We start from the raw sequence: 21,607 nt of genomic DNA, 5'->3' as shown, positions 1-21,607 counted from the left end.
ACTAAACCGCCTGTTTCGGCAGAACGATGTGATTTAGGAAAGCACTCTAACCCGCTCACCCCAAACGAAAAAAGCCCCGGCGCGAACCGGGGCTTTCTGCGAGAGTTGGAAGACCGGCTTACGCCTCGTCTTCGTCCTCGGCCTCATCTTCATCCGAAGTGATCTGCTCGGCGAGGTCTTCGTCGTCGCCAGCGGCGGCGTTGATGTCCTCGAACAGCGCTTCGAGATCGGCTTCCGCAGCGGCTTCTTCTTCCGCAGCAGCGTCCTGAATGGTCTTGCCCGACGCCTGAAGCTCGGCTTCATCGGCGTTGCGCGCGACGTTGACCGTGATGGTCGCTTCGACTTCCGGGTGCAGGGTCACGATGAGATCGTGCAGGCCCAGCTCCTTGATCGGACGGTCGATATTGACCTGACGCTTATCCACATCGACGCCAGCCTCAGAGAGCGACGCGGCCACATCGGACGGCGTGACCGAGCCGAACAGCGCACCGCGCTCGGAAGCAGCGCGAATCAGGATGAACTTCTTGCCGTCGATCTTGCCGAGCTCTTTTTCGGCCTCGGTGCGGGCTTCGGCGTTTTTCGCCTCCAGCTGCGCACGCTGGGCTTCAAACACAGCGAGATTTTCTTTCGACGCGCGCAGAGCCTTTTTCTGCGGGAAGAGGAAATTGCGTGCGAAACCCGGCTTGACGGAGACAACTTCCCCCATATTGCCCAGTTTGGCGACGCGTTCGAGAAGTACGACTTCCATGATGGTCTCCTTACTTCACAGAATAAGGCAGCAGCGCCAGGAACCGCGCACGTTTGATCGCCTGAGCGAGCTTGCGCTGGTTTTTGCCCTTCACGGCGGTGATGCGGGACGGGACGATCTTGCCGCGCTCGGACACGTAGCGCTGGAGCAGTTTCACGTCTTTATAATCGATCTTCGGCGCATCCGGACCCTCGAACGGGTCGGTCTTGCGACGGCGGAAAAACGGTTTTTGTGCCATGTCTTATATCCTTTTGCTAAAGCTTAGTCGCGGTTGCGCGACTTGCGCTCTTCCTTGGCGTTCTTGGCGGCGAGATAGGCCGAGGGGCCTTCTTCATGCTCGTCAACACGCACGGTCAGGACACGCATGACATCATCATGCAGGCGCATCAGACGCTCCATTTCCTGCACGGCTTCCGACGGGGCGTCGGAGCGCAGGAAGGCGTAATGGCCTTTGCGGTTCTTGTCGATTTTGTAAGCGAGGGTCTTGAGGCCCCAGATCTCCTGATCGACGACCTTGCCGCCATTGTCGGCAAGGATCTGACCGAAATGCTCGACGAGCTCTTCGGCCTGCGCGGAGGACAGGTCCTGCCGCGAAATAAAGACATGCTCATAGAGAGCCATATCGTTCACCATTTTTTCGGCGCGCTTCTGTCAGCGGAATAAAACCCCGGCCCGCTTCGGAGAGGCCACGCGTTGCAATACCTTCCGGGGAAGGCTGGTCCTTAGCGGGTTTTGGGGGGCGGGGCAAGGGAATTGATTTCTCATTGAAAAAATACACACTACTATATATAGTGTGCTTCGCTTGATGAGATACAAAATGGATTGATTGATATGGTTAAATGGAAAAGTTTTCGAAAAATACCGCCCCAAGTTGTAAAAAGACTGGATGACTTGGGTAGCGAAACGGTCAAGGTCATCGTTGCTAAGCAGTTAACTGAGGAAGATATAGTAAAAGATGTCTATGGGCACGTAAATTTAGATCAGGAAAGCTGCAAGCCTGATAAGTCCTGGTCAATTATTCCTAATTTAAATACAGGTCGATTTTCTCGAAAAAACGTTGATGGTTGGGAGGTGGTAAGGAAGGATCTTCCCAAGATTACGAAGTATTACTACCAAGATATACTAATTTATGGTGATTCTGCTCGAAACGATTGGACGACAGTTGCAATTCCTAGAGAGGTTTATGAGCGTGACCAGCATCCGCCATACTTATTTTCAATCGAAATTGAAGTTAAGCGCTCTAATCCTGACGGCTCGTTTAATGTTGTATTCGCTATTGACGAACCGATCCCAAGAAACTCCATCTCTTTCGAAGATGACTTATTGTTTGCTTTGAATCTGCTACAAGAGAATGTCGGTGATGTTGGTATCGCGGATGGTGGTAATCCTAAAGTCACTTTCACAAGCGAGCTGGACTGGGAAGTCTTTCCGCCAGAAAACGTTGACGATGTAATCAGAACCTTTTCTAGTAAGGATGGAAAGCCGATATCTGAGGAACTAAAGGATGTGATTGAGGAGAGAATGCGCTTATTCGACGCATATGAACCTCAGAATTATCTTCGCGGTATGGGCGGTAACGACTACTATATCGGAGCAAAATATTCCGATGATTTGGTGGTTTTCGAAAACTTGAAATACGGCAATGCGCTATACGTTCTTTACGAAGATTGGAAAGAGTTATCTCAAAAATCCCGTAGTGAACTTCTCAAATCCAAAGCGAGTGGATTTGACCGTATAGTTCATACCGATGGCTGGGAAAACCGTTTCGCGGTGTTGATGCAACAGCAACTTAAAGATCGTGGCGTCAGGATACGTATAGGGCGCAAAGCGAAATTCAGAAGAAGATAGCCAGCCAGAATCTTCCCTAGCCCTTCCCCTCAACCCCCGCTAGTCTCACCGAAAATTTGGAGGAGCATATGCGGGCTTTTTTGTTTCCCGGACAGGGGGCGCAGGCGATTGGGATGGGCAAGGATCTGGCGGAGGCTTATCCGGCCGCCAAAGCCGTGTTCGATGAGGTGGATGCGGCGTTGGGGGAAAAGCTGTCCCAATTGATTTGGGAGGGCGATGCGGAGGAGCTGACCCTCACGAAAAACGCGCAGCCGGCGCTGATGGCGACCTCGCTGGCGGCCATGGCGGCGCTGGAGGCGGAGGGCGTTTCGGTGGATGCGGCGAATTTCGTGGCCGGGCATTCTCTGGGCGAGTATTCGGCGCTCGCGGCGGCGGGGGCGCTGTCGCTGTCCGATACGGCGAAACTTCTGCGGATTCGCGGGGAGGCCATGCAGGCGGCGGTGCCGGTTGGCGAGGGGGCGATGGCGGCGCTGCTCGGGCTTGATTTCGAGACCGCGCAGGCGGTGGCCGAGGAAGCCGCGCAGGGGCAGGTTTGCCAGGCGGCCAATGACAATGACCCGTCGCAGGTGGTGATTTCCGGCGACAAGGCGGCGGTGGAGCGCGCGACCGAGATTGCCAAGGAGAAGGGCGCGAAACGGGCGCTGCTTCTGCCGGTGAGCGCGCCGTTCCATTGCGCGCTGATGCAGCCCGCGGCGGACCGGATGGAGGAAGCGCTGGCCGAGGTCACGATCGCTGCGCCGAAAGTGCCGGTGGTGGCCAATGTGCGCGCCGCTGCGGTGACGGACCCGGACGAGATCCGGCGGCTTCTGGTCGAGCAGGTCACGGGCTCGGTGCGCTGGCGCGAGAGTGTCGCGTGGATGGGCCAGCAGGGTGTGACCGAGGCCTGGGAGATCGGCGCGGGCAAGGCGCTTTCGGGCATGGTCAAGCGGATCGACAAGGGGATCGAGACGCTGGCGGTCGGCACGCCGGATCAGGTGACAGCGGCGGCAGAGCGCGCGAAGAGTTAAGGCTAAGGGGCGGATTTCGAACGGGAATTTCCGTGCTTTAAAATCCGCCCTTATCGCATTGAAAAAGATGCGCTAAACCTTCGGTAAGGACTAAAGAAGGACAGAGATATGTTTGATCTGACAGGCAAAAATGCCCTGATTACCGGCGCGTCTGGCGGGATTGGCGGCGAGATTGCGCGGGCGCTTCATGCTGCCGGCGCGACCGTTGGGATTTCCGGCACGCGTGAGGCGCCGTTGAAGGCGCTGGCGGATGAGCTGGGGGAGCGCGTGCATGTGCTGCCTTGCAACTTGTCCGACGCCGCAGCCGTGGAGGCGCTGCCGAAACAGGCGGCGGAGGCCATGGGCTCGGTGGATATTCTGGTCAACAATGCCGGGATCACGCGGGACAATGTGTTCATGCGCATGAGCGACGAGGAATGGCAGAGCGTTCTCGATGTGAACCTGACCAGCGCCATGCGGCTTTGCCGGGGCGTGATGCGCCCGATGATGAAGGCGCGGGCGGGCCGGATCATCAATGTCACCTCGATCGTCGGCGCGACGGGCAATCCGGGGCAGGGCAATTATGCGGCTTCGAAAGCGGGTCTCGTCGGGCTGTCGAAAAGCCTTGCGCAGGAAGTTGCCACGCGCGGGATTACGGTCAATTGCGTTGCGCCGGGCTTTATTGCCACGGCGATGACGGACAAGCTGAACGACAAGCAGAAAGAGGCGATTTCGGGCCAGATTCCCATGGGCCGCATGGGCGAGGCGAAAGAGATCGCCGCCGCCGCGCTTTATCTTGCAAGTGACGAGGCGGCATATGTGACCGGCCAGACCTTGCATGTGAATGGCGGAATGGCGATGTTCTAAGGCTCAATTCGCGTTTGCCATGAGGTTTTTTCATGCTATGACGCGGAAGTGAGGGGGCGGAGACGCCCGGTCAAACGGGCTCGGCCCATAATGATATAAGGAAGAAATCTATGAGCGATGTAGCTGACCGCGTAAAGAAAATCGTTGTTGAGCATCTCAGCGTTGACGAAGGTAAAGTGACCGAAAGCGCGTCCTTTATCGACGATCTGGGCGCAGACTCGCTGGACACCGTTGAGCTGGTCATGGCGTTCGAAGAAGAGTTCGGCATCGAGATCCCCGATGACGCCGCTGAGTCGATCCAGACCGTTGGCGACGCTGTGAAATTCATCAAAGACGCGCAGTAAGAGCCGTTCGAATTTCTTGAGAAGCGCCCGGTGGCAACGCCGGGCGTTTTTCGTTGTGCGGATGGCGGCAAAACCAGCGGCATTGTGACGCGCCGCGCGCTGGACGCCGCGAGATTGCGCAGATAAAACAGTCCGCAACGAAAAATAAGAGGTGAACGCGATGCGCCGGGTTGTAGTTACGGGTTTGGGGATGGTCACGCCGCTGGCGAGCGGTGTCGAGGAGACATGGTCGCGGCTCTTGGACGGGCAGTCCGGGGCGGGGACGATCACGAAATTCGATGCTGACCATCTGGCGACGAATTACGCCTGCGAAGTGCCCTATGGCGACGGGTCCGGCGGCACGTTCAACCCCGATGAGTTCATGGAGCCGAAGGAGCAGCGCAAGGTCGATCCGTTCATCCTTTACGGGATGGCCGCCGCCGATATGGCGGTGAAGGATGCGGGCTGGACGCCGGAAGATGAAGAGGAGCGCCTGCGCACCGGGGTGATGATCGGCTCCGGCATTGGCGGGCTCTCGACCATTGCGGACACGGCGATTTTGCTCAAGGAAAAAGGGCCGCGGCGGGTGTCGCCCTTCTTTATTCCCGGCTCGCTGATTAACCTAGTGAGCGGTCAGGTGTCGATCCGTTACGGCTTCAAGGGGCCGAACCATGCGGTCGTGACGGCCTGCTCGACGGGCGCGCATGCGATTGGCGATGCGGCGCGGCTGATTATGCTGGGCGATGCCGATGTGATGGTCGCGGGCGGGGCGGAAGCCTCGATTTGCGAGTTGGGGATTGCCGGGTTCAACGCCTGTAAAGCGCTCTCGACGAAATATCGCGACGATCCGAAAGCGGCGAGCCGGCCTTATGACAAGAACCGCGACGGGTTTGTCATGGGTGAAGGCGCGGGGGTGGTTGTGCTCGAAGAGTATGACCACGCGGTTGCGCGCGGGGCGACGATTTACGCGGAAGTGGTGGGCTATGGCCTCTCGGGCGATGCCTATCACATCACGGCCCCGGCCAGCGATGGCGATGGCGGCTACCGCTCGATGAAAGCGGCGGTGGAGCGTGCGGGGCTTGAGGTCAGCGATATTGATTACGTCAACGCGCATGGCACCTCGACCATGGCCGATGGCATTGAGCTTGGGGCCGTGGGCCGCCTGTTGGGCGATCATGCCAAGGACACGGTGATGAGTTCCACCAAATCGGCCACGGGGCATTTGCTCGGCGCTGCGGGGGCGATCGAGGCGATTTTCTCGATCCTCGCGATCCGGGACAATATCGCGCCGCCGACGCTCAATCTGGAGGATATCGACGTGGAGACGGATCTGAACCTCGCGCCGAAGAAACCAGTGGAAAAACAAATAGATGTGGCCCTGTCGAACAGTTTCGGCTTTGGCGGGACCAACGCATCGGTGATCTTTAAACGGGTGAAGTGATGGCACGGCATTTTGTGGCCAATGTTCTGACGGTTCTGATCGTCCTTTTTGCGGTGGCGGTCGGCGTTGTCTATTGGGGCAAGGCGCAGTTTGAAGAGGGCGGCACGACCGAGGATATGGTGATCTTCGAGGTGCCGCGCGGCGGCAGCATGGGCGGCGTCTCGCAGGCGCTGGCCGAGGAAGGGATCATTTCCAATGCCAGCCTGTTCCGCATTGGGGCGCGCTATCTGGGCAAGGAAGGCGATCTGAAATTCGGGGAATATGAGATCCCGGCGGGCGCGTCCATGGCGCAGGTGCTGGATATTGTGACCTCCGGGCGGACGATTTCCTGGAATGTGACCGTGCCGGAGGGGCTGACGAGTTGGCAAGTGGTGCAGCTTCTCAATTCGGTGGAGTTTCTGACCGGGGAGATCACGGAGATCCCGCCGGAGGGCTCGCTTGCGCCCAACACCTATGGGGTGAGCCGCAATGCCAGCCGCGAATCGGTGATCGCGCTGATGAGTGAGGCGCAGGAGCAGATTCTGGCGGAGGAATGGGAGAATCGCGCCGAGGATGCGGCGGTGGAGACCCCGGAAGAGGCGCTGATTCTGGCCTCTATCATTGAGAAAGAGACGGGTGTGGCGAGCGAGCGGGAGCTGGTTTCTGCTGTGTTCACCAACCGTCTGGAGCAAGGGATGCGCCTGCAAACCGACCCGACGGTGATTTATGGAATCACTATGGGCGAGGGCACGCTGGGGCGGGGGATTCGCCGCAGCGAGCTGGATGCGGAAACGCCTTACAACACCTATGTGATCTCCGGCCTGCCGCCGACGCCGATCGCCAATCCGGGGCGGCTCGCCATTGCGGCGGCGCTGAACCCGGCGGAGAGCGATTATGTCTATTTCGTCGCCGACGGGACGGGCGGTCACGCCTTTGCCACAACGCTCGCGGAGCATGAGGCGAATGTGGTGAAATGGCGGCAGATCGAGGCCGAACGGGCCGCTGCCGCCGAGGCGGAAGCGGCGGATTCCGGGAGCGAAGAGGTCGGCCCGGAGGGCGGCGACAGCACCGCTGGCGGAAATTAGCGCTTGACTTAGCGAACGCTCTGATGTAGAGATACATCCAAGCTGGAAGAAGTGGGTAAGCGGGGCAGATGCTCCGCTTTCTGCTTTCTAGGCCCCCGACAATTTTCGGACGGGGTAGCGGGCGGAACCCGACAAGGCTTATTTTATGACAGATTTGGTTTTTGAAGCACGCGATGCGGTGACGCAGGCGCGTTTTTTGTATGCGCATTGCATGGATGATGTGAAGGGGCTGATCGCGCGGCTGAAGGCCGGCGGCGAGGACCCCAAGAAGCTGGATGGCGCCCTGCGCGCCTTTGCCAAGGCTTTGCAAACATTGCTCGATGAGCAGGCGAAGCTGGGCAAGCACGCGGCGACGGGTGCGGTGTTGGATCTCAAAGGAGCGCGGGATGAAATCCTTGAAAGAGTTGCTCGCTGGAGGGAGCGCGAATGATGTCGATGGCTTTCTGGACGGATTATCGGACAATGCTTTGGCTGCTTTGCCGCATCTTTTTGAACATTGGGCCCTCGACGGTCATCAACGGCCGCCGGGGGGCGATTGGAATGTATGGGTGATCCTTGGGGGTCGGGGCGCGGGCAAGACCCGTGCCGGGGCCGAATGGGTCCGGGCGCAAGTCGAAGGGCCGGGGCCGAGGGATCCGGGGCTTTGCCGCCGGGTGGCGCTGGTCGGCGAGACGCTGGAGCAGGCCCGCGAGGTGATGGTTCTGGGCGAGAGCGGGATCCTGGCCTGCTCGCCGCCCGACCGGCGGCCCGAATGGCAATCGGTGCGGCGGCGGCTGGTGTGGCCGAACGGGGCGGTGGCGGAGATCTATTCCGCCAGCGACCCGGAGCGGCTGCGCGGCCCGCAATTCGACGCGGCCTGGGCGGATGAATTGGCGAAGTGGAAACGCGCCGAGGAGGCGTGGGACATGCTGCAATTCACCCTGCGGCTTGGCTCGCGGCCCCGGCAGGTGGTGACGACGACGCCGCGCAATCAGGCGCTTTTGCGTAGCCTTTTGGAGGCCAGGGACACCGTGGTGACGCAAGCGCCGACGAGTGCCAACCGGGTCAATCTGGCCCCGGCATTTCTGGAGAAGATCACGGCGCGCTATGCCGGGACGACGCTCGGGCGGCAGGAGCTGGACGGCGTTTTGCTTGGCGATGACGAGGATGCGCTTTGGACGCATAGCCTTCTGGACACGGCGCGGGGGCAGGAAATGTTCGCGCCGCAGCGGATCGTGGTGGCGGTGGACCCGCCGATGACGAGCGGGGCGAGCGCCGATGAATGCGGCATTATCGTCGCCGGTGCGGAGTGCAGCGGCAAGCCGGGGGACTGGCGCGGTGTTGTGCTGGAAGATGCCTCGCTGCGCGGGGCCAAGCCGGTGGAGTGGATGGCGCGCGCCGTGGAGGTGGCCGCCAAGCACAAGGCGGATTGCATTGTCGCCGAGGTCAATCAGGGCGGCGAGCTGGTGGAGAGCCTGCTGCGGCAGGTCGATGCCACGCTGCGCTACAAGCCGGTGCGGGCGAGCCGCGGCAAGCAGGTGCGGGCCGAGCCGGTCGCCGCGCTTTATGAGCAGGGGCGGATTGGCCATGCGGCGCTGTTTGCCGATCTGGAGGACCAGATGACGGCGATGCGGCGCGACGGCTTTGCCGGACGGGGCAGCCCGGACCGGGTCGATGCGCTGGTTTGGGCGCTGACCGAGTTGATTTTGGAGCCGGCCGCGCGATGGCGCGCGCCACGTATTCGCAGCCTTTGAGGCTGACCGGACCCGCCTGTTCAGGCGGGTTTTTTTATGGGGATGAAAGGGGGCCGGGATGGCGCTGAATTTTTTCCGATCAAAGGCGCAAGGCGCGGCGGCGGTGCCGGAGACGAAAGCCTCGAAGGCGGGCCGGGTCGTGGCCTTTCACGGCGCGGGCCGGGCGGCCTGGAGCGCGCGGGATGTGAGCAGCCTTGTGCGGAGCGGCTTTGCGGGCAATCCGGTGGTGTTTCGCGCCGTGCGGATGCTGGCCGAAGCCGCCGCTTCCGTGCCGCTTTGGGTGGAGGAAGGCGAGCGGCGGGCGGATGAGCATCCGCTGGTGCGGCTGCTCGGCAATCCCAACCCGGCGCAATCCGGCGCGGAATTGCTGGAGGCGCTTTACGGGCAGCTTTTGCTTTCGGGCAATGGCTATGTGGAAGCGGCGGGCGAGATGTTGACCGGCGGCCCGGCGGAGCTGTTTGTGCTGCGCTCGGACCGCATGGCGGTGGTGCCCGGCCCTGACGGCTGGCCTGCGGCCTGGGATTATGCAGTGGGCGGTAAGAAGGTGCGCTTTGCCGCCGCGGACCCTTCGCCGATTTTGCATGTGAAGAGCTTCCATCCGACCGACGATCATTACGGGATGAGCCCGCTGCAAGCGGCGGCCACCGCGATGGATGTGCATAATGCGGCCTCGCGCTGGTCCAAGGCGCTTCTCGACAATGCGGCGCGGCCTTCGGGCGCGATTGTCTACAAGGGTGCGGATGGGCAGGGCAGTTTGCCCAATGACCAATATGCGCGGCTCGTGGATGAGCTGGAGGCCAATCATCAGGGCGCGCGCAATGCGGGGCGGCCGATGCTGCTCGAAGGCGGGCTCGACTGGAAGCCGATGGGGTTCAGCCCGTCCGATATGGAGTTTCACAAGACCAAGGAGGCGGCGGCGCGCGAAGTGGCGCTGGCCTTTGGGGTGCCGCCGATGCTGCTCGGCCTGCCGGGCGATGCGACCTATGCCAATTATCAGGAGGCGAACCGGGCGTTTTACCGGCTGACCGTGCTGCCGATGGTGCAGAAGGTGGCTGGCGCGCTTGGCCCGTGGCTTTCGGCGCATCTGGGGCGGGATCTGCGCCTCCGGCCCGATCTCGATCAGGTGCCGGCGCTCAGCCTTGAGCGCGAAGCGCAATGGGCGCGGATCGCCGGGGCGGATTTTCTCAATGACGAGGAAAAGCGCCGCCTTCTCGGGCTGGGGCAATGAGCGCCCGGCGGCATACCGGCTCCCGCTTTCTCTACGAACCCTTTGATGTGACCAGCGCCCGGATCGAGGCGCATGAGCGGGTGAGCGAGGAGCGCTGGCTGGGGCTGGAGCGGCGGCTCAACACCATCGAGATGGTGCTGGAGCGCGTGGAAAAGCGGCTGTGGCTGGCGGTTTCAGGCGTGGTCGCCGGGGTGATTTTACAGGGCGTCTATTCGCTGATCGCCCAGCAATGAAAGGAGAGACGCATGATTTTTGAGGGGAGCCCCATGCCGGGGCTTGAGGTGAAATTCCAGCGGCTGGAGCCCGGCGCGCTCGGCGAAGGGGCCGAGATTGCGGGCTATGCCTCGGTCTTTGGGATTGCCGATCAGGGCGGGGACCGGGTGATGCCGGGGGCCTTTGCCGCCGGGCTGGGGCGGCTCAAGGCCGAGGGGCGCAGCGTGAAGATGCTGTGGCAGCATGATCCGGCGCGGCCCATCGGGGTCTGGGATGAGATGGTCGAGGACGCCCATGGCCTGCGGGTCAAGGGGCGGCTTTTGACGGAGGTGCAGGCGGGCCGCGAGGCCAAGGCGCTTTTGGAAGCGGGGGCGATTGACGGGCTGTCGATCGGCTACCGGACGCTCCGGGCCGGGAAGGCCGCGGGCGGGCGCGAGTTGCAGGAACTGGATCTTTGGGAGGTATCGCTGGTGACATTCCCGATGCTTCCCGAAGCACGGGTGGGGGGGCGCAGCCATGCGCTTGCCCGCGGATTGGCCGAGGTCTTCACCGACGCCACATCGAAGCTGGGCGCGCGCCCGGCATGAATGATCTGACATCTGAGAAAGGGAAAGAGATGGATCAAGGCGGATGCGAGGTTTTCGAAATGAAGACAGCGGTGAATGGTTTCGTAAATGAATTCAATGCGTTTCAGGAGACAATGAAGCGCCGTATGAAAGAGCAGGAGGATCGGCTGATGATGCTGGATCGCAAATCGGCGGTGAGCCGCCCGGCGCTGAGTCGCGCCGTGGAGGCCGATGTGCCGCATAAAAAAGCCATGGGCAGCTATCTGCGCTCGGGCGATGATGACGGCTTGCGCGGGATCGAGGTGGAGGCCAAGGGCATGACCATCAATTCCGATGGCGGCTATCTGGTGGACCCGCAGACCTCGGCGGAGATCCAGAACGTGCTGCGCGGGGCTGCGTCGCTGCGCGCGGTGGCCAATGTGGTGAATGTCGAGGCCAATGCGCTCGATATGCTGGTGGACAAGGCCGATATCGGTTCGGGCTGGAGCAGCGAAACGGAAGTGGCCGCAGGCGATTACACCCCGCAGGTGGAGCGGATTTCGATCCCGCTGCATGAGCTTTCGGCCATGCCCAAAGCCTCGCAGCGTTTGCTCGATGATGCGGCGTTTGACGTTGAGGGCTGGCTCGCGGGCCGGATCGCGGACAAGTTCGCCCGCGCGGAGTCCGACGCGTTCATCAATGGCGATGGCAACAACAAGCCCAAGGGCATTATGGCGTATGATGCCGTGCCTTATGATGATTTCATGTGGGGCAAGCTGGGCTATGTCGCGACCGGCAATAATGGCGATTTCGCCGAAACCAACCCGGCGGATGCGATTGTCGATCTCGTCTATGCGCTTGGCGCGCAATACCGCGCCAATGCGACCTTCGTGATGAATTCCAAGACCGCAGGCGCGGTGCGCAAGATGAAGGATGCCGATGGGCGCTTCCTGTGGTCCGACGGGTTTGCTGCGGGCGAGCCGGCGCGTCTGATGGGCTATCCGGTGCTGATCGCCGAAGCGATGCCGGATATTGCGCTGGGCCAGTCGGCCATTGCCTTTGGCGATTTCTCGGCTGGATACACCATTGCCGAACGCCCGGATCTGCGCGTGCTGCGCGATCCGTTCTCGGCCAAGCCGCATGTGCTCTTCTATGCGACCAAGCGGATTGGCGGCGATGTGACCGATTTCCAGGCCATCAAGCTTCTGAAATTCGTCGTCTCCTAAGGGAGATGCCGATAGGGCCGCCGTGAGGGCGGCCCGCCGTCCCCCGCCGCTTTCAGCTTTGAAATGCAATCGTTCCGCCCATGCAAGGCGGGGGACGTTTTCTTATTGCCGAGGGAGAGTTTCATGATGGTGAGAGAAATCGGATCGGTCGCGGCCTCGCGATTGCCGATCCATGTGTTTTCGGAGCATTTGCGCCTCGGGCGCGGCTTTGAGGAAGATACCCGCGAAGAGGCGCTTCTGGAGCATTATCTGCGCGCCGCGCTGGCGACCATTCGCAGCCGGACGGGCCGGGCGCTGATTGCGCGGGAGTTCAGCTGGTCCGTGAGCCGCTGGCAGGAGGCCGGGCGGCAGGTGTTGCCGGTCGGGCCGGTGATCGAGGTGCTGTCGGTCGATGTGATCGGTGCGACGGGCGAGCCGCGCCGCGAGGGTGTGACGCTTCATGCGCGCGGTAACGAGATTTTTGGCGCGTTGCCGGTGATCCCGCATGGCGGGGTGGCTGAACTGCGGTTTAAGGCCGGGTTTGGCGAGTGGCGCGATGTGCCCGCCGATCTGCGGCAGGCGGTTCTGGTGCTGGCGACGCAGTATTTCGAGGATCGCGGCGGCGAGATGGGCACGGCGTTGCCCGCGACGGTCGCCGCGCTGATTTCTCCCTGGCAGCAGCGCCGCCTTGGGGCGGTGTCATGATCCGGCTGCGCGACCGGCTGCTTCTCGAAGCGCCGCAGCAGGTGCCGGACGGGGCCGGGGGCTGGCGCAACCATTGGCAGATTTTGGGCGAGCTTTGGGCCGCGATCACGCCCGCATCAGTGGGGGAGACGGCGTTTGGTGGGCGCGAAGTGGGCCTGACGCGCTACCGCATCACGGTGCGGGCCGCGCCGATGGGATCGGACCGCCGCCCGCGCGCCGGGGCGCGGTTTCGCAAAGGGAGCCGCATTTTCGAAGTGCAGGCGGTGCGCGAGGCCGATGCGGCGGCGCGCTATCTGACCTGCCTTGTCGAGGAAAGGGATTTCGCATGACCATTCGCTTGACCGGCGCGGTGCAGCGGGCGCTTTACGGCGCCTTGCGCGCCTCGCCCGAAATTGTCGCCGAGGTTGGGACCGGGATTTTCGATGCCGCGCCTGACGGGACGATCGACGGGCGGGTTGGGACTTACATTTTGATTGGCGAGACCAAAATCCGCCCGCGTGGATCGCAAGGGGCTGGGGCCGCGCGGCATGAGCTGGCGATAGAGGTGATCTCCGACGCGCGCGGCTTTGCGGACGTCAAACATGTGGCGGAGCAGATTTGCGCGCTGCTGGAGGGGGCCGATCTGCCGCTCGAGGGCGGGGCGATCCGCGATTTGCGGAGCATCGCCGCCGAAGCCAAACGCGACAGCGCGCCGGAGCGCCGCCGCATGACACTGACATTCAGAGCCTTTGTGGAGGAGGAGTAATCATGGCCGCACAGAAGGGGCAGGATTTGCTCATCAAGATCGACCTTGATGGGACGCGAAATTTCGAAACGCTGGCCGGGCTGCGCGCCAGCCGGATTGCGCTGAACGCCGCAACCGTGGATGCGAGTTCCATGGAGAGCGGCGGGTGGCGCGAGCTTCTGGAAGGCGCGGGGCTGCGCAGCGTTGCGGTGAGCGGGTCGGGGCTGTTTCGGGACCGGGACTCCGACGAACGGGCGCGGGAGATTTTCTTTGGCGCGCGTCATGCGCAGTTGCAGGTGATCATCCCGGATTTCGGCGCGATTGTCGGTAAGTTCCAACTCACCGCGCTGGAATATTCCGGCAAATATGATGGTGAGGCGCTTTACGAGATGGCCTTCGCCTCGGCGGGCGCGATCGAGTTTCAGCCGCTGTGATGGTGAACCCGCATCAAGGCGAGGTGGCGCTGGTCATTGATGGCGCGCCGCGCCGCATGAAGCTGACGCTCGGCGCGCTGGCCGCTTTGGAGGCGGCGCTGGAGGCGGAGAGCCTGGAGGCGCTGGTCGCGCGGTTTGAACGCGGGGCGTTTACGGCGCGCGATTTGTTGCGGCTGATCGAGGCCGGGCTGATGGGCGGCGGCGCAGAGGTGGACCGCGCGGCGCTGGAGGCAGCCGAGATCGAGGGCGGCACCGTGGAAGCGGCGCGGCAATGCGGCCGGATGCTGGTGCTGGCCTTTCGGGGCGCGACATGAGCGGCATCGACTGGCCGGGGCTGATGCGGCTCGGGCTGGGGCAGATGCGCCTGACGCCCGCGACGTTTTGGGCGCTTACCCCCGCGGAATTTTTGCTGATGACGGGACGCGGCGGGGAGGCGGCGCTGGGGCGCAGCCATTTGGAGCGGCTGATGGCCCGCTTCCCCGACACACCCACAAAAGGAGAGACGCAAGATGGACGCGTTTGACGATGACGCCGCAGGGTTTCGCGGCGAGGTGGAGGCCATGCAGGACGCGATGCGGCTGGCGAGCGAAGATGCGCGCAAGCTGAGCGAGACGCTGGGCAAGGATCTCAAGGGCGCGGTCAATGCGCTGGTCTTTGACGGGGCGAGCCTGTCGGACACGTTGCGCAATCTGGGCCGCTCGATGCTGGAAACGGGGCTGAATGCCGCCGTGAACCCGCTCAAGGATCTGATGGGCTCCACCGTCGAGGGGCTGCTGTCCGGCCCGGTCAAGGCCTTCGCCAAGGGCGGGGTGGTGACGGCGCCGACGACGTTCCCGATGAGCGGGGCGACGGGGCTGATGGGCGAAGCGGGCGCGGAGGCGATCATGCCACTGACCCGCGGGACCGATGGATCGCTCGGGGTGCGGGCCGCGAGCGGGGGCCAGCCGGTGCAGGTGGTGATGAATATTTCGACGCCGGATGTGCAGGGCTTCCGGCGCTCGCAAAGCCAGATCGCGGCGCAGATGGGCCGGATGCTGGAGCGCGGACAGCGCAACCGATAAGCGAAAGGGACGGCTATGTTTCATGAGGTCAGATTTCCGACCGACATCTCCTTCGGGGCGTCGGGCGGACCGGAGCGGCGCGTCGATATTGTCACGCTGTCGAATGGGCGCGAGGAGCGCAACACGCCCTGGCGGCATTCGCGGCGGCGCTGGGATGCGGGCGTCGGGATGCGCAGTCTCGACGATCTGGCGCGGATCACGGCGTTTTTCGAGGCGCGGTCGGGGCAGCTTTACGGGTTTCGCTGGAAGGACTGGACGGATTTCAAATCCTGCGCGCCGTCGCAGGAGATTTCCGCGTGGGATCAGGAGATTGGCACCGGGGATGGCGAGACGCGGCGCTTCGTGCTCGGCAAACTTTATGCGTCGGGGGAGAGCGATTATTGGCGGCCTGTGCAGAAGCCGGTGGAGGATAGCGTGATCTGCGCGGTGAATGATGCGCAGGCTTCGCGCGGGGCGTTTCGCGTGGAGGACGGCGCGGTGGTGTTTGCCGCGCCGCCAGCGCGGGATGCGCGGATCACGGCGGGTTTTGAATTTGACGTGCCGGTGCGGTTTGACACGGACCGCCTGGACGTAACGGTCGCCCATGTCGAGGCCGGAGCGATCCCGCATGTCCCGGTGCTGGAGCTGCGGCTATGAGCGGGCTGGAGGCGCATCTCGCGACCGGCTGCACCACGCTGTGCCGCTGCTGGAAGATCACACGGCGCGATGGGGCGGTGCTGGGGTTTACCGATCATGATGGGGATTTGACTTTCGACGGCGTGGTGTACCGCGCGGACCGGGCGCTGAGTGCCGGGGTGGCGGTGTCCTCGCTGGGTTTGAGTGTCGATAACGGCTCGATCCTTGGGGCGCTGGCTGGGGACGGCATCCGCGACGAGGATCTGCGGCTCGGGCGCTATGACGGGGCCGAGGTCACGGAATATTTGGTGAATTGGGCCGACCCGACCGCGCGCGAGCAGGTGTTTGCGGGGCGGATCGGGGCGGTTTCCGCCGGGCCGGGCTATTTCGAGGCGGAGCTGCGCAGTGCGGCGGAGGCGCTGAACAAGCCGGTCGGGCGAACCTATGGGCGCGCCTGCGATGCGGCGCTCGGGGATGCGCGCTGCGGTGTGGATCTGCGCGCCGAGAGCCTGACCGTGGAGACGCAGCTTGCCGAGGTGATTGACGAGGTGTGGCTTGTGTTTGCGCGCGGCGATGATCGCGGCAGCGGCTGGTTCTCCGGCGGGGTGCTGCGCTGGACCGGCGGGGCGCTGAAAGGCGCGATGATGCGGATCGACAGCCATGAGATGACGGGCGGGCAGCACCGGCTGCGTCTGGAGACGGGGCTGCGGGAGAGGCCCGCAGTTGGAGACGCGGCAGCGCTGGTGGCCGGGTGTGACCGGTCGCTTGAATGCTGCGCAGCAAAGTTCGGGAATGTCGCGAATTTTCGGGGCTTTCCGCATCTGCCGGGGGATGAGTGGCTGACGCTGGTTCCCGAGGAGGATGGCGAGAATGATGGCGGCAAACGGCGCTGACCGCGCGGCGGTGCTCATCGAGGCGCGGCGCTGGATCGGCACGCCGTATCAGCATCAGGCGAGTCTTCGCGGCGTCGGGGCCGATTGCCTTGGCCTCATTCGCGGGGTCTGGCGCGGGGTGATTGGCGCGGAGCCGGAGCCGCTGCCGCCCTATGCGCCCCATTGGGGGCGGGGCGATCCGGCGCTGGAGCGTGCGGTGGCCCGCTGGTTTCGGCCTGGTGGCGCGCGCGCGTTGCCGGGGCAGGTCATGCTGTTTGCGCTTCAGGCGCGGGGACCGGCGCGGCACGCGGCGATTGCGAGCGGGCCGGGGCGGATCATCCACGCGACCGAGGCGCTGGGCGTCGCCGAAATGGAGATAAGCGATGCGCTGAGGCGGCGCATCCGTGGGATTTACGATTTTCCGGGGAGGAACTGATGGCCACACTGGTTTTGGCAAGCGTGGGGGCGTCGCTCGGGGCCAGTTTTGGCGGCGCGGCGCTCGGGGCGACGGCGGCCATTGCGGGCCGCGCGGCGGGCGCGATGATCGGCAATATGATCGACCAGCGCGTGCTGGGCGGCGGCTCGGCCTCGGTGAAGTCGGGGCAGATCGAGCGGATGCCGCTGAGCGGCGCGGGCGAGGGGATCGCTTTGCGCCGGGTCTGGGGGCGGATGCGGGTGCCGGGTCACGTGATCTGGGCGAGCGCCTTCAAGGAGCATAGCGAGACCGAGAAAGGCGGCGGCAAGGGCGCGTCCAAACGGCCCGATGTGACCTATTACAGCTATTCGGTGAGCCTCGCGGTGGCGCTTTGTGAGGGGGAAATCACGGGGATTCACCGCATCTGGATGGATGGCCGCGAGGTGGACAAGGAGGCGCTGCGGTTTGAGGTCTATCGCGGGACCGAGACGCAAGACCCGGACCCGGCGATTGCTGCGATTGAAGGGGAGGAGGCCGCGCCGGCCTATCGGGGCGTGGCTTATATTGTCTTTTATGATCTGGACATCACGCGTTTTGGCAACCGGGTGCCGCAGATTGCTGTGGAGGTGATCCGCAGTCAGGTGGGCGAACGGGTGCCGGTGTCGCATGAGATCACGGCGGTCGCGATGATCCCCGGCAGCGGGGAATATGCGCTGGCGAATGCGCCGGTCGAGATGGAGATCGGCTTTGGCGACACGCGGCTGATGAATGTGAACAGCGCGCAGGACAAGACGGATCTGGAGGTATCGCTCGATCATCTGGCAGCGGAATTGCCGCGCTGCCGTGCCAGTTCGCTGGTGGTGAGCTGGTTTGGCGATGATCTGCGCTGTGGGGACTGCACGCTGACGCCGCGCGTGGAGCAGCATGAGGCCGATGGGCAGCGGATGCCCTGGCGGGTCAGCGGGCTCTCGCGTGAGACGGCGCGGGCGGTGAGCGCCGCGGAGGGGCGGCCGGTCTTTGGCGGCACGCCGTCCGACGAAAGCGTTTTGGAAGCGATTGAGGAGATGGCGGCGCGAGGGCTGGCCGTCACCTTCTATCCGTTCATCATGATGGATATTGGCAAGGGGAACGGTTTGCCGGACCCTTGGGGGCAGGGCGACGAGCAGGCCGCGATCCCTTGGCGGGGGCGGATCACGACCGCCCGCGCGCCGGGTGTGGCGGGGTCCACCGACGGGACGGAGGCCGCTGAAGCGGAGGTCGCGCGGTTTTTCGGGGCGGCGCAGCCGTCGCAGTTTATGAAGGGCACCGACGGGGCGCTGGTCTATACCGGTCCGGCTGAGTGGTCTTATCGCCGGTTCATTTTGCATTACGCGCATCTGTGCAAACTGTCGGGCAAGGTCGAGGCCTTTTGCATCGGCACGGAGATGCGCGGGCTGACGCAGATCCGCGGGCGCGACGGGCGTTATGTGGCCGTGGAGGCGCTCTGCCAGTTGGCGGAAGACGTGCGCGCCATTCTCGGGCCGGAGGTGAAAATCGGCTATGCGGCGGATTGGTCGGAATATTTCGGCCATCACCCGGCGGATGGGTCGGGCGATCTGCGGTTCCATCTCGACCCGCTCTGGGCGCATGAGGCGATCGATTTTGTCGGGATCGACAATTACATGCCGCTCTCCGACTGGCGCGATGAGGCGGGCCACGCGGATGAGGCGGCGGGCTCGATCTATGCGCTGGACTATCTGCAAGGCAATATCGAGGGCGGGGAGGGGTATGATTGGTATTACCCCGATGCGGACGCCCGCGCCGCGCAGCGCCGGGTGCCGATCACGGATGGCGCGTATGGCGAGCCTTGGGTCTATCGCTATAAGGATATCGCGAGTTGGTGGACGAACCCGCATCACGAGCGCATTGGCGGGGTCCGGCAGGCGCGCCCGACGGCGTGGGTGCCGCGCAGCAAACCGATTTGGTTTACCGAAATCGGCTGCCCGGCGGTCGATAAGGGGACGAACCAGCCAAATGTGTTTTTCGATCCGAAATCCTCGGAGTCGTTTCTGCCGTATTTTTCCAATGGCGGGCGGGATGACGGGATCCAGCACAGCTATTTGCAGGCGATCTATAGTTATTGGCGGGCGGCGGAAAATAACCCTGTTTCCGAAAAATATGGCGGGCCGATGGTCGATGTGAACCATATGTTCACCTGGGCATGGGATACGCGGCCCTGGCCCGATTTCCCGCGCCAGGCGGAGACCTGGAGCGATGGGGACAATTACGAACTGGGCCATTGGCTGCCGGGGCGCACCAGCCTTGTGCCGCTGCGCGATCTGGTGACGGAGCTCGCGGGCGATGTGCCGGTCGAGACGGCGGCGCTTTACGGCCATCTGCGCGGCTATGGGGTGAGCCGGATCGAGTCGCCGCGGGCGAGCTTGGAATCGCTTGCGCTGACCCATGGGTTCGATGTGTTTGACGATGCCGGGGTGCTGCGCGCCGTGACCCGCCATGCGCGGGGGCGCGAGACGTTGAGCCGCGAGGATTTCGTGGCACAGGAGGAGGGCGATTACCGGCGCGAGCAATCGGGCGAGCCGGTCCCGGATCAGCTGAAGCTGACCTATGTGGATGAGGCGCGGGATTTCCAGCCCGCCGAGGCGTCGCATCTTTCGGGCGATGACATCAAGGACGTGGCGCAAACCGAAGTGATGGTGTCGCTTTTGGAGGGTGAGGCGGAGGCCGTCTTGCGCCGCTGGACTGGCGAGATCGGGGCGTCGAGTCAGGCCCTCAGCGCCGCGCTTCCGCTGTCGAAAGCGGGGCTGCGGATTGGCGATGTGGTTGGGTTCGAGGGCGATCTTTACCGTATCGAGCGGCGCGAGCAGGGGGAGATGGTCTCGATTGAGGCCGTGCGCGTCGATCCGAGCGCTTATGCGCCGACGGTCAAGCCCGCCCGCCCGGTGCGCCGGGGGCGCCGGAGCCGGGGGGCTGGGGTCGAGGTGAGTTATCTCGATCTGCCGGGCGAGACGCCGCGCCTTTTGTGTGCGCTTTCGTCGAAACGCGCCCAGGGGGCGGGGGCGGTTTATGTGTCTGATGATGGCGAGGATTTGGAGCTGGCCGCGCTGGTGCCGCAGCGCGCGGTGATGGGGATGCTGACCGCGCCGCTGGCCGCCGCGCCAAGCGGGGTCTGGCAGCATGGCGCGCCGCTGGAGGTTGCGGTGATTGGCGGCACGCTGCGCGGGCGCTCCGCGGCGGCGGTGCTGAATGGCGCGAACCTCGCCGCGATTGGCGGGCCGGGGGCGCAGGATTGGGAAATCGTGCAGTTTCAGGGCGCGACGCTGGTCGGGCATGGCCGCTACCTGTTGACCGGACTGCTGCGCGGGCAGGGCGGCAGCGATGCGCTGATGCCGGACGTTTGGCCTGAGGGGAGCCGTTTTGTGCTGCTGGATGAAAGGCTTGCCGAGATCGACGTGCCGGCGGGCCTCAGGCGTTTGGCGCGGCAGTATCGCGGCGGGCCGCGCAGCGCGCCGCCGGGGAGCCGGAGCTATCGCGCGGCGGAGGTGAGCTATGTCGGCGTCGCCGAGCGGCCGCTGAACCCCGTGCATATTCGCGTGACGCGCGAGGCGGGCCGGATCGCGGCGCGCTGGATCCGGCGCGGGCGCGTTGATGCGGATCATTGGGGGGCGGCGGAGATCCCGCTCGGCGAGGTGTCGGAGCGCTATCTCGTGCGGCTCTATCGCGGCGCGGATTTGGTGGAGGAGACCGAGGTGAACGCGCCCTTCTGGATCAGTGCGGAGACGCAACCTGAAGGCCGCTACCGCGTTGAGATCGCCCAAATTTCGGCCAGCTTCGGCCATGGACTTTTCGGACAAGGAGAGCTTGCATGAACACCCAGAATTTCGGATTGCCGCTGCTCGCGCCCTCGCAGGCGCAAAAGCATGTGACGGTGAATGAGGCGCTGATGCTGACCGACGCGCTGCTTGGTCTGCGGGTGGATGCCGTGGGGGTGACGGCGCTGCCGGAGAGCCCCGCCGAAGGGGCGGCGGTGCTCCTGTCGGAGAGCGCCGCGAACAGCGCCGGGATGGACAAGGGGAGCGTCGCGCTGCGGCTCAGCGGGCTCTGGCGCGAGATTGCGCCGCGCGAGGGGCTGGAGGTGAGCCACGGCGCGGGGCGTTTGCGGTATCTGGCCGGGCGCTGGCGGGCGGATCAGGCGGCACTCGCGCCCGGCGGCGCGGGGACGTGGCTGGCGGCGCGGGAGATTGCGGTCCAGGTGGAAGCAGGGCCAGAAATCACCGTGCCCGCTGCGCTGAAACCGGGGCGGTTGGTGCTGGGCGTCACCGCGCGGGCGCATGACGCGCTGGCCGGGGCGGGCGTCACCTGGTCCATCGGGGTCGCCGAGAGCCGCAACCGTTATGGCAGCCAGTTTGGTGTTGCGGCAGGCAGTTACGCCGAAGGGTTAACGAGCGCGCCGATGGCCTATTACACGCCGACGGATCTCGTGTTCACCGCGAATGGCGGCGCGTTGACCGGTGGGCGGGTGACGCTGGCCATCCACGAGATGCGCCTGACACCGCCGCGCGAGTGATCGCGATTGATCCCGG

The 21,607-nt window shown here is 63.9% G+C and carries 27 protein-coding genes; 24 read left to right on the top strand and 3 right to left on the bottom strand.

The window, feature by feature from the left end:
* Positions 1 to 118 precede the first annotated feature (118 nt).
* The 3 genes from rplI to rpsF are packed head-to-tail and all read right to left on the bottom strand — an operon-like array spanning position 119 to position 1,369.
* On the bottom strand, positions 119 to 748 hold the full coding sequence (gene rplI / locus ACMA5I_RS12770; protein ID WP_525886668.1) for a 50S ribosomal protein L9: 630 nt from the start codon (positions 746 to 748) through the stop codon (positions 119 to 121).
* 10 nt (positions 749 to 758) lie between these two features.
* Positions 759 to 986 (bottom strand): 30S ribosomal protein S18, encoded by a 228-nt coding sequence (gene rpsR, locus ACMA5I_RS12765; RefSeq protein ID WP_525886667.1) that lies wholly within the window; start codon positions 984 to 986, stop codon positions 759 to 761.
* A gap of 23 nt (positions 987 to 1,009) precedes the next feature.
* Complete coding sequence (gene rpsF / locus ACMA5I_RS12760) at positions 1,010 to 1,369, bottom strand: 30S ribosomal protein S6 (RefSeq protein ID WP_525886666.1); 360 nt, start codon at positions 1,367 to 1,369, stop codon at positions 1,010 to 1,012.
* Positions 1,370 to 1,579: 210 nt separating this feature from the next.
* Here rpsF and ACMA5I_RS12755 point away from each other — a divergent pair, with 210 nt between their 5' ends.
* From ACMA5I_RS12755 to ACMA5I_RS12640, 24 genes are all read left to right on the top strand, one after another.
* Positions 1,580 to 2,596, top strand: a complete 1,017-nt coding sequence (locus ACMA5I_RS12755; RefSeq protein WP_525886665.1) for a hypothetical protein — start codon at positions 1,580 to 1,582, stop codon at positions 2,594 to 2,596.
* Between the two features lie 68 nt (positions 2,597 to 2,664).
* The gene (gene fabD / locus ACMA5I_RS12750; RefSeq protein ID WP_525886664.1) at positions 2,665 to 3,603 is read left to right on the top strand and encodes an ACP S-malonyltransferase; all 939 of its coding nucleotides are present in this window, start codon (positions 2,665 to 2,667) and stop codon (positions 3,601 to 3,603) included.
* A gap of 108 nt (positions 3,604 to 3,711) precedes the next feature.
* Entirely contained in the window at positions 3,712 to 4,449 is a 738-nt protein-coding gene (gene fabG / locus ACMA5I_RS12745) for a 3-oxoacyl-[acyl-carrier-protein] reductase (protein WP_525886663.1), read from the top strand.
* A 110-nt stretch (positions 4,450 to 4,559) separates the two neighbouring features.
* Complete coding sequence (locus tag ACMA5I_RS12740; RefSeq protein ID WP_525886662.1) at positions 4,560 to 4,793, top strand: acyl carrier protein; 234 nt, start codon at positions 4,560 to 4,562, stop codon at positions 4,791 to 4,793.
* Positions 4,794 to 4,953: 160 nt separating this feature from the next.
* Complete coding sequence (fabF, locus tag ACMA5I_RS12735; RefSeq protein WP_525886661.1) at positions 4,954 to 6,213, top strand: beta-ketoacyl-ACP synthase II; 1,260 nt, start codon at positions 4,954 to 4,956, stop codon at positions 6,211 to 6,213.
* Complete coding sequence (gene mltG, locus ACMA5I_RS12730) at positions 6,213 to 7,277, top strand: endolytic transglycosylase MltG (RefSeq protein WP_525886660.1); 1,065 nt, start codon at positions 6,213 to 6,215, stop codon at positions 7,275 to 7,277. Before fabF ends, mltG begins: the two co-directional genes overlap by 1 nt.
* A gap of 145 nt (positions 7,278 to 7,422) precedes the next feature.
* Positions 7,423 to 7,707, top strand: a complete 285-nt coding sequence (locus ACMA5I_RS12725; protein WP_525886659.1) for a hypothetical protein — start codon at positions 7,423 to 7,425, stop codon at positions 7,705 to 7,707.
* Complete coding sequence (locus tag ACMA5I_RS12720; RefSeq protein WP_525886658.1) at positions 7,664 to 9,010, top strand: DNA-packaging protein; 1,347 nt, start codon at positions 7,664 to 7,666, stop codon at positions 9,008 to 9,010. The genes ACMA5I_RS12725 and ACMA5I_RS12720 overlap by 44 nt, the downstream gene beginning before the upstream one ends.
* 58 nt (positions 9,011 to 9,068) lie before the next feature.
* The gene (locus tag ACMA5I_RS12715) at positions 9,069 to 10,238 is read left to right on the top strand and encodes a phage portal protein (protein ID WP_525886657.1); all 1,170 of its coding nucleotides are present in this window, start codon (positions 9,069 to 9,071) and stop codon (positions 10,236 to 10,238) included.
* A complete protein-coding gene (locus ACMA5I_RS12710; protein ID WP_525886656.1) occupies positions 10,235 to 10,471 on the top strand; it encodes a GTA head formation protein, RCAP_rcc01685 family in 237 nt (78 codons plus the stop codon). Before ACMA5I_RS12715 ends, ACMA5I_RS12710 begins: the two co-directional genes overlap by 4 nt.
* A gap of 12 nt (positions 10,472 to 10,483) precedes the next feature.
* Positions 10,484 to 11,038 carry an HK97 family phage prohead protease gene (locus ACMA5I_RS12705; RefSeq protein ID WP_525886655.1) on the top strand — a complete coding sequence of 185 codons (555 nt, stop codon included), beginning with the start codon at positions 10,484 to 10,486 and terminating at the stop codon, positions 11,036 to 11,038.
* Positions 11,035 to 12,222, top strand: a complete 1,188-nt coding sequence (locus ACMA5I_RS12700; RefSeq protein WP_525886654.1) for a phage major capsid protein — start codon at positions 11,035 to 11,037, stop codon at positions 12,220 to 12,222. Before ACMA5I_RS12705 ends, ACMA5I_RS12700 begins: the two co-directional genes overlap by 4 nt.
* A gap of 123 nt (positions 12,223 to 12,345) precedes the next feature.
* The gene (locus ACMA5I_RS12695) at positions 12,346 to 12,906 is read left to right on the top strand and encodes a head-tail connector protein (protein ID WP_525886653.1); all 561 of its coding nucleotides are present in this window, start codon (positions 12,346 to 12,348) and stop codon (positions 12,904 to 12,906) included.
* Entirely contained in the window at positions 12,903 to 13,235 is a 333-nt protein-coding gene (locus ACMA5I_RS12690; RefSeq protein ID WP_525886652.1) for a head-tail adaptor protein, read from the top strand. The genes ACMA5I_RS12695 and ACMA5I_RS12690 overlap by 4 nt, the downstream gene beginning before the upstream one ends.
* Entirely contained in the window at positions 13,232 to 13,651 is a 420-nt protein-coding gene (gp17, locus tag ACMA5I_RS12685) for a tail completion protein gp17 (protein WP_525886651.1), read from the top strand. The genes ACMA5I_RS12690 and gp17 overlap by 4 nt, the downstream gene beginning before the upstream one ends.
* A gap of 2 nt (positions 13,652 to 13,653) precedes the next feature.
* Complete coding sequence (locus tag ACMA5I_RS12680; protein ID WP_525886650.1) at positions 13,654 to 14,064, top strand: phage major tail protein, TP901-1 family; 411 nt, start codon at positions 13,654 to 13,656, stop codon at positions 14,062 to 14,064.
* Complete coding sequence (locus ACMA5I_RS12675) at positions 14,064 to 14,378, top strand: GTA-gp10 family protein (protein WP_525886649.1); 315 nt, start codon at positions 14,064 to 14,066, stop codon at positions 14,376 to 14,378. The genes ACMA5I_RS12680 and ACMA5I_RS12675 overlap by 1 nt, the downstream gene beginning before the upstream one ends.
* Positions 14,375 to 14,587: a rcc01693 family protein gene (locus tag ACMA5I_RS12670; protein WP_525886648.1), complete on the top strand. Its 213-nt coding sequence runs from the start codon at positions 14,375 to 14,377 to the stop codon at positions 14,585 to 14,587. The genes ACMA5I_RS12675 and ACMA5I_RS12670 overlap by 4 nt, the downstream gene beginning before the upstream one ends.
* Positions 14,574 to 15,125, top strand: coding sequence for a phage tail tape measure protein (locus ACMA5I_RS12665; RefSeq protein ID WP_525886647.1), 552 nt, complete (start codon positions 14,574 to 14,576; stop codon positions 15,123 to 15,125). Before ACMA5I_RS12670 ends, ACMA5I_RS12665 begins: the two co-directional genes overlap by 14 nt.
* Positions 15,126 to 15,140: 15 nt before the next feature.
* Positions 15,141 to 15,761, top strand: a complete 621-nt coding sequence (locus ACMA5I_RS12660) for a phage distal tail protein, Rcc01695 family (protein WP_525886646.1) — start codon at positions 15,141 to 15,143, stop codon at positions 15,759 to 15,761.
* Positions 15,758 to 16,633 (top strand): phage/gene transfer agent baseplate hub protein, encoded by an 876-nt coding sequence (locus ACMA5I_RS12655; protein WP_525886645.1) that lies wholly within the window; start codon positions 15,758 to 15,760, stop codon positions 16,631 to 16,633. Before ACMA5I_RS12660 ends, ACMA5I_RS12655 begins: the two co-directional genes overlap by 4 nt.
* A complete protein-coding gene (locus ACMA5I_RS12650) occupies positions 16,611 to 17,048 on the top strand; it encodes a C40 family peptidase (protein ID WP_525886644.1) in 438 nt (145 codons plus the stop codon). Before ACMA5I_RS12655 ends, ACMA5I_RS12650 begins: the two co-directional genes overlap by 23 nt.
* Entirely contained in the window at positions 17,048 to 20,893 is a 3,846-nt protein-coding gene (locus ACMA5I_RS12645; protein ID WP_525886643.1) for a baseplate multidomain protein megatron, read from the top strand. Before ACMA5I_RS12650 ends, ACMA5I_RS12645 begins: the two co-directional genes overlap by 1 nt.
* Positions 20,890 to 21,591, top strand: a complete 702-nt coding sequence (locus ACMA5I_RS12640; protein WP_525886642.1) for a DUF2793 domain-containing protein — start codon at positions 20,890 to 20,892, stop codon at positions 21,589 to 21,591. Before ACMA5I_RS12645 ends, ACMA5I_RS12640 begins: the two co-directional genes overlap by 4 nt.
* Positions 21,592 to 21,607 lie beyond the last annotated feature (16 nt).

The sequence above is a fragment of the Jujubicoccus corallicola genome (assembly GCF_047345645.1).
In the GTDB taxonomy this organism is placed as follows: domain Bacteria; phylum Pseudomonadota; class Alphaproteobacteria; order Rhodobacterales; family Rhodobacteraceae; genus JBLEFH01.
Note: the sequence above shows the minus strand (reverse complement) of the source record. Positions and strands in the feature narration are given on the sequence as shown.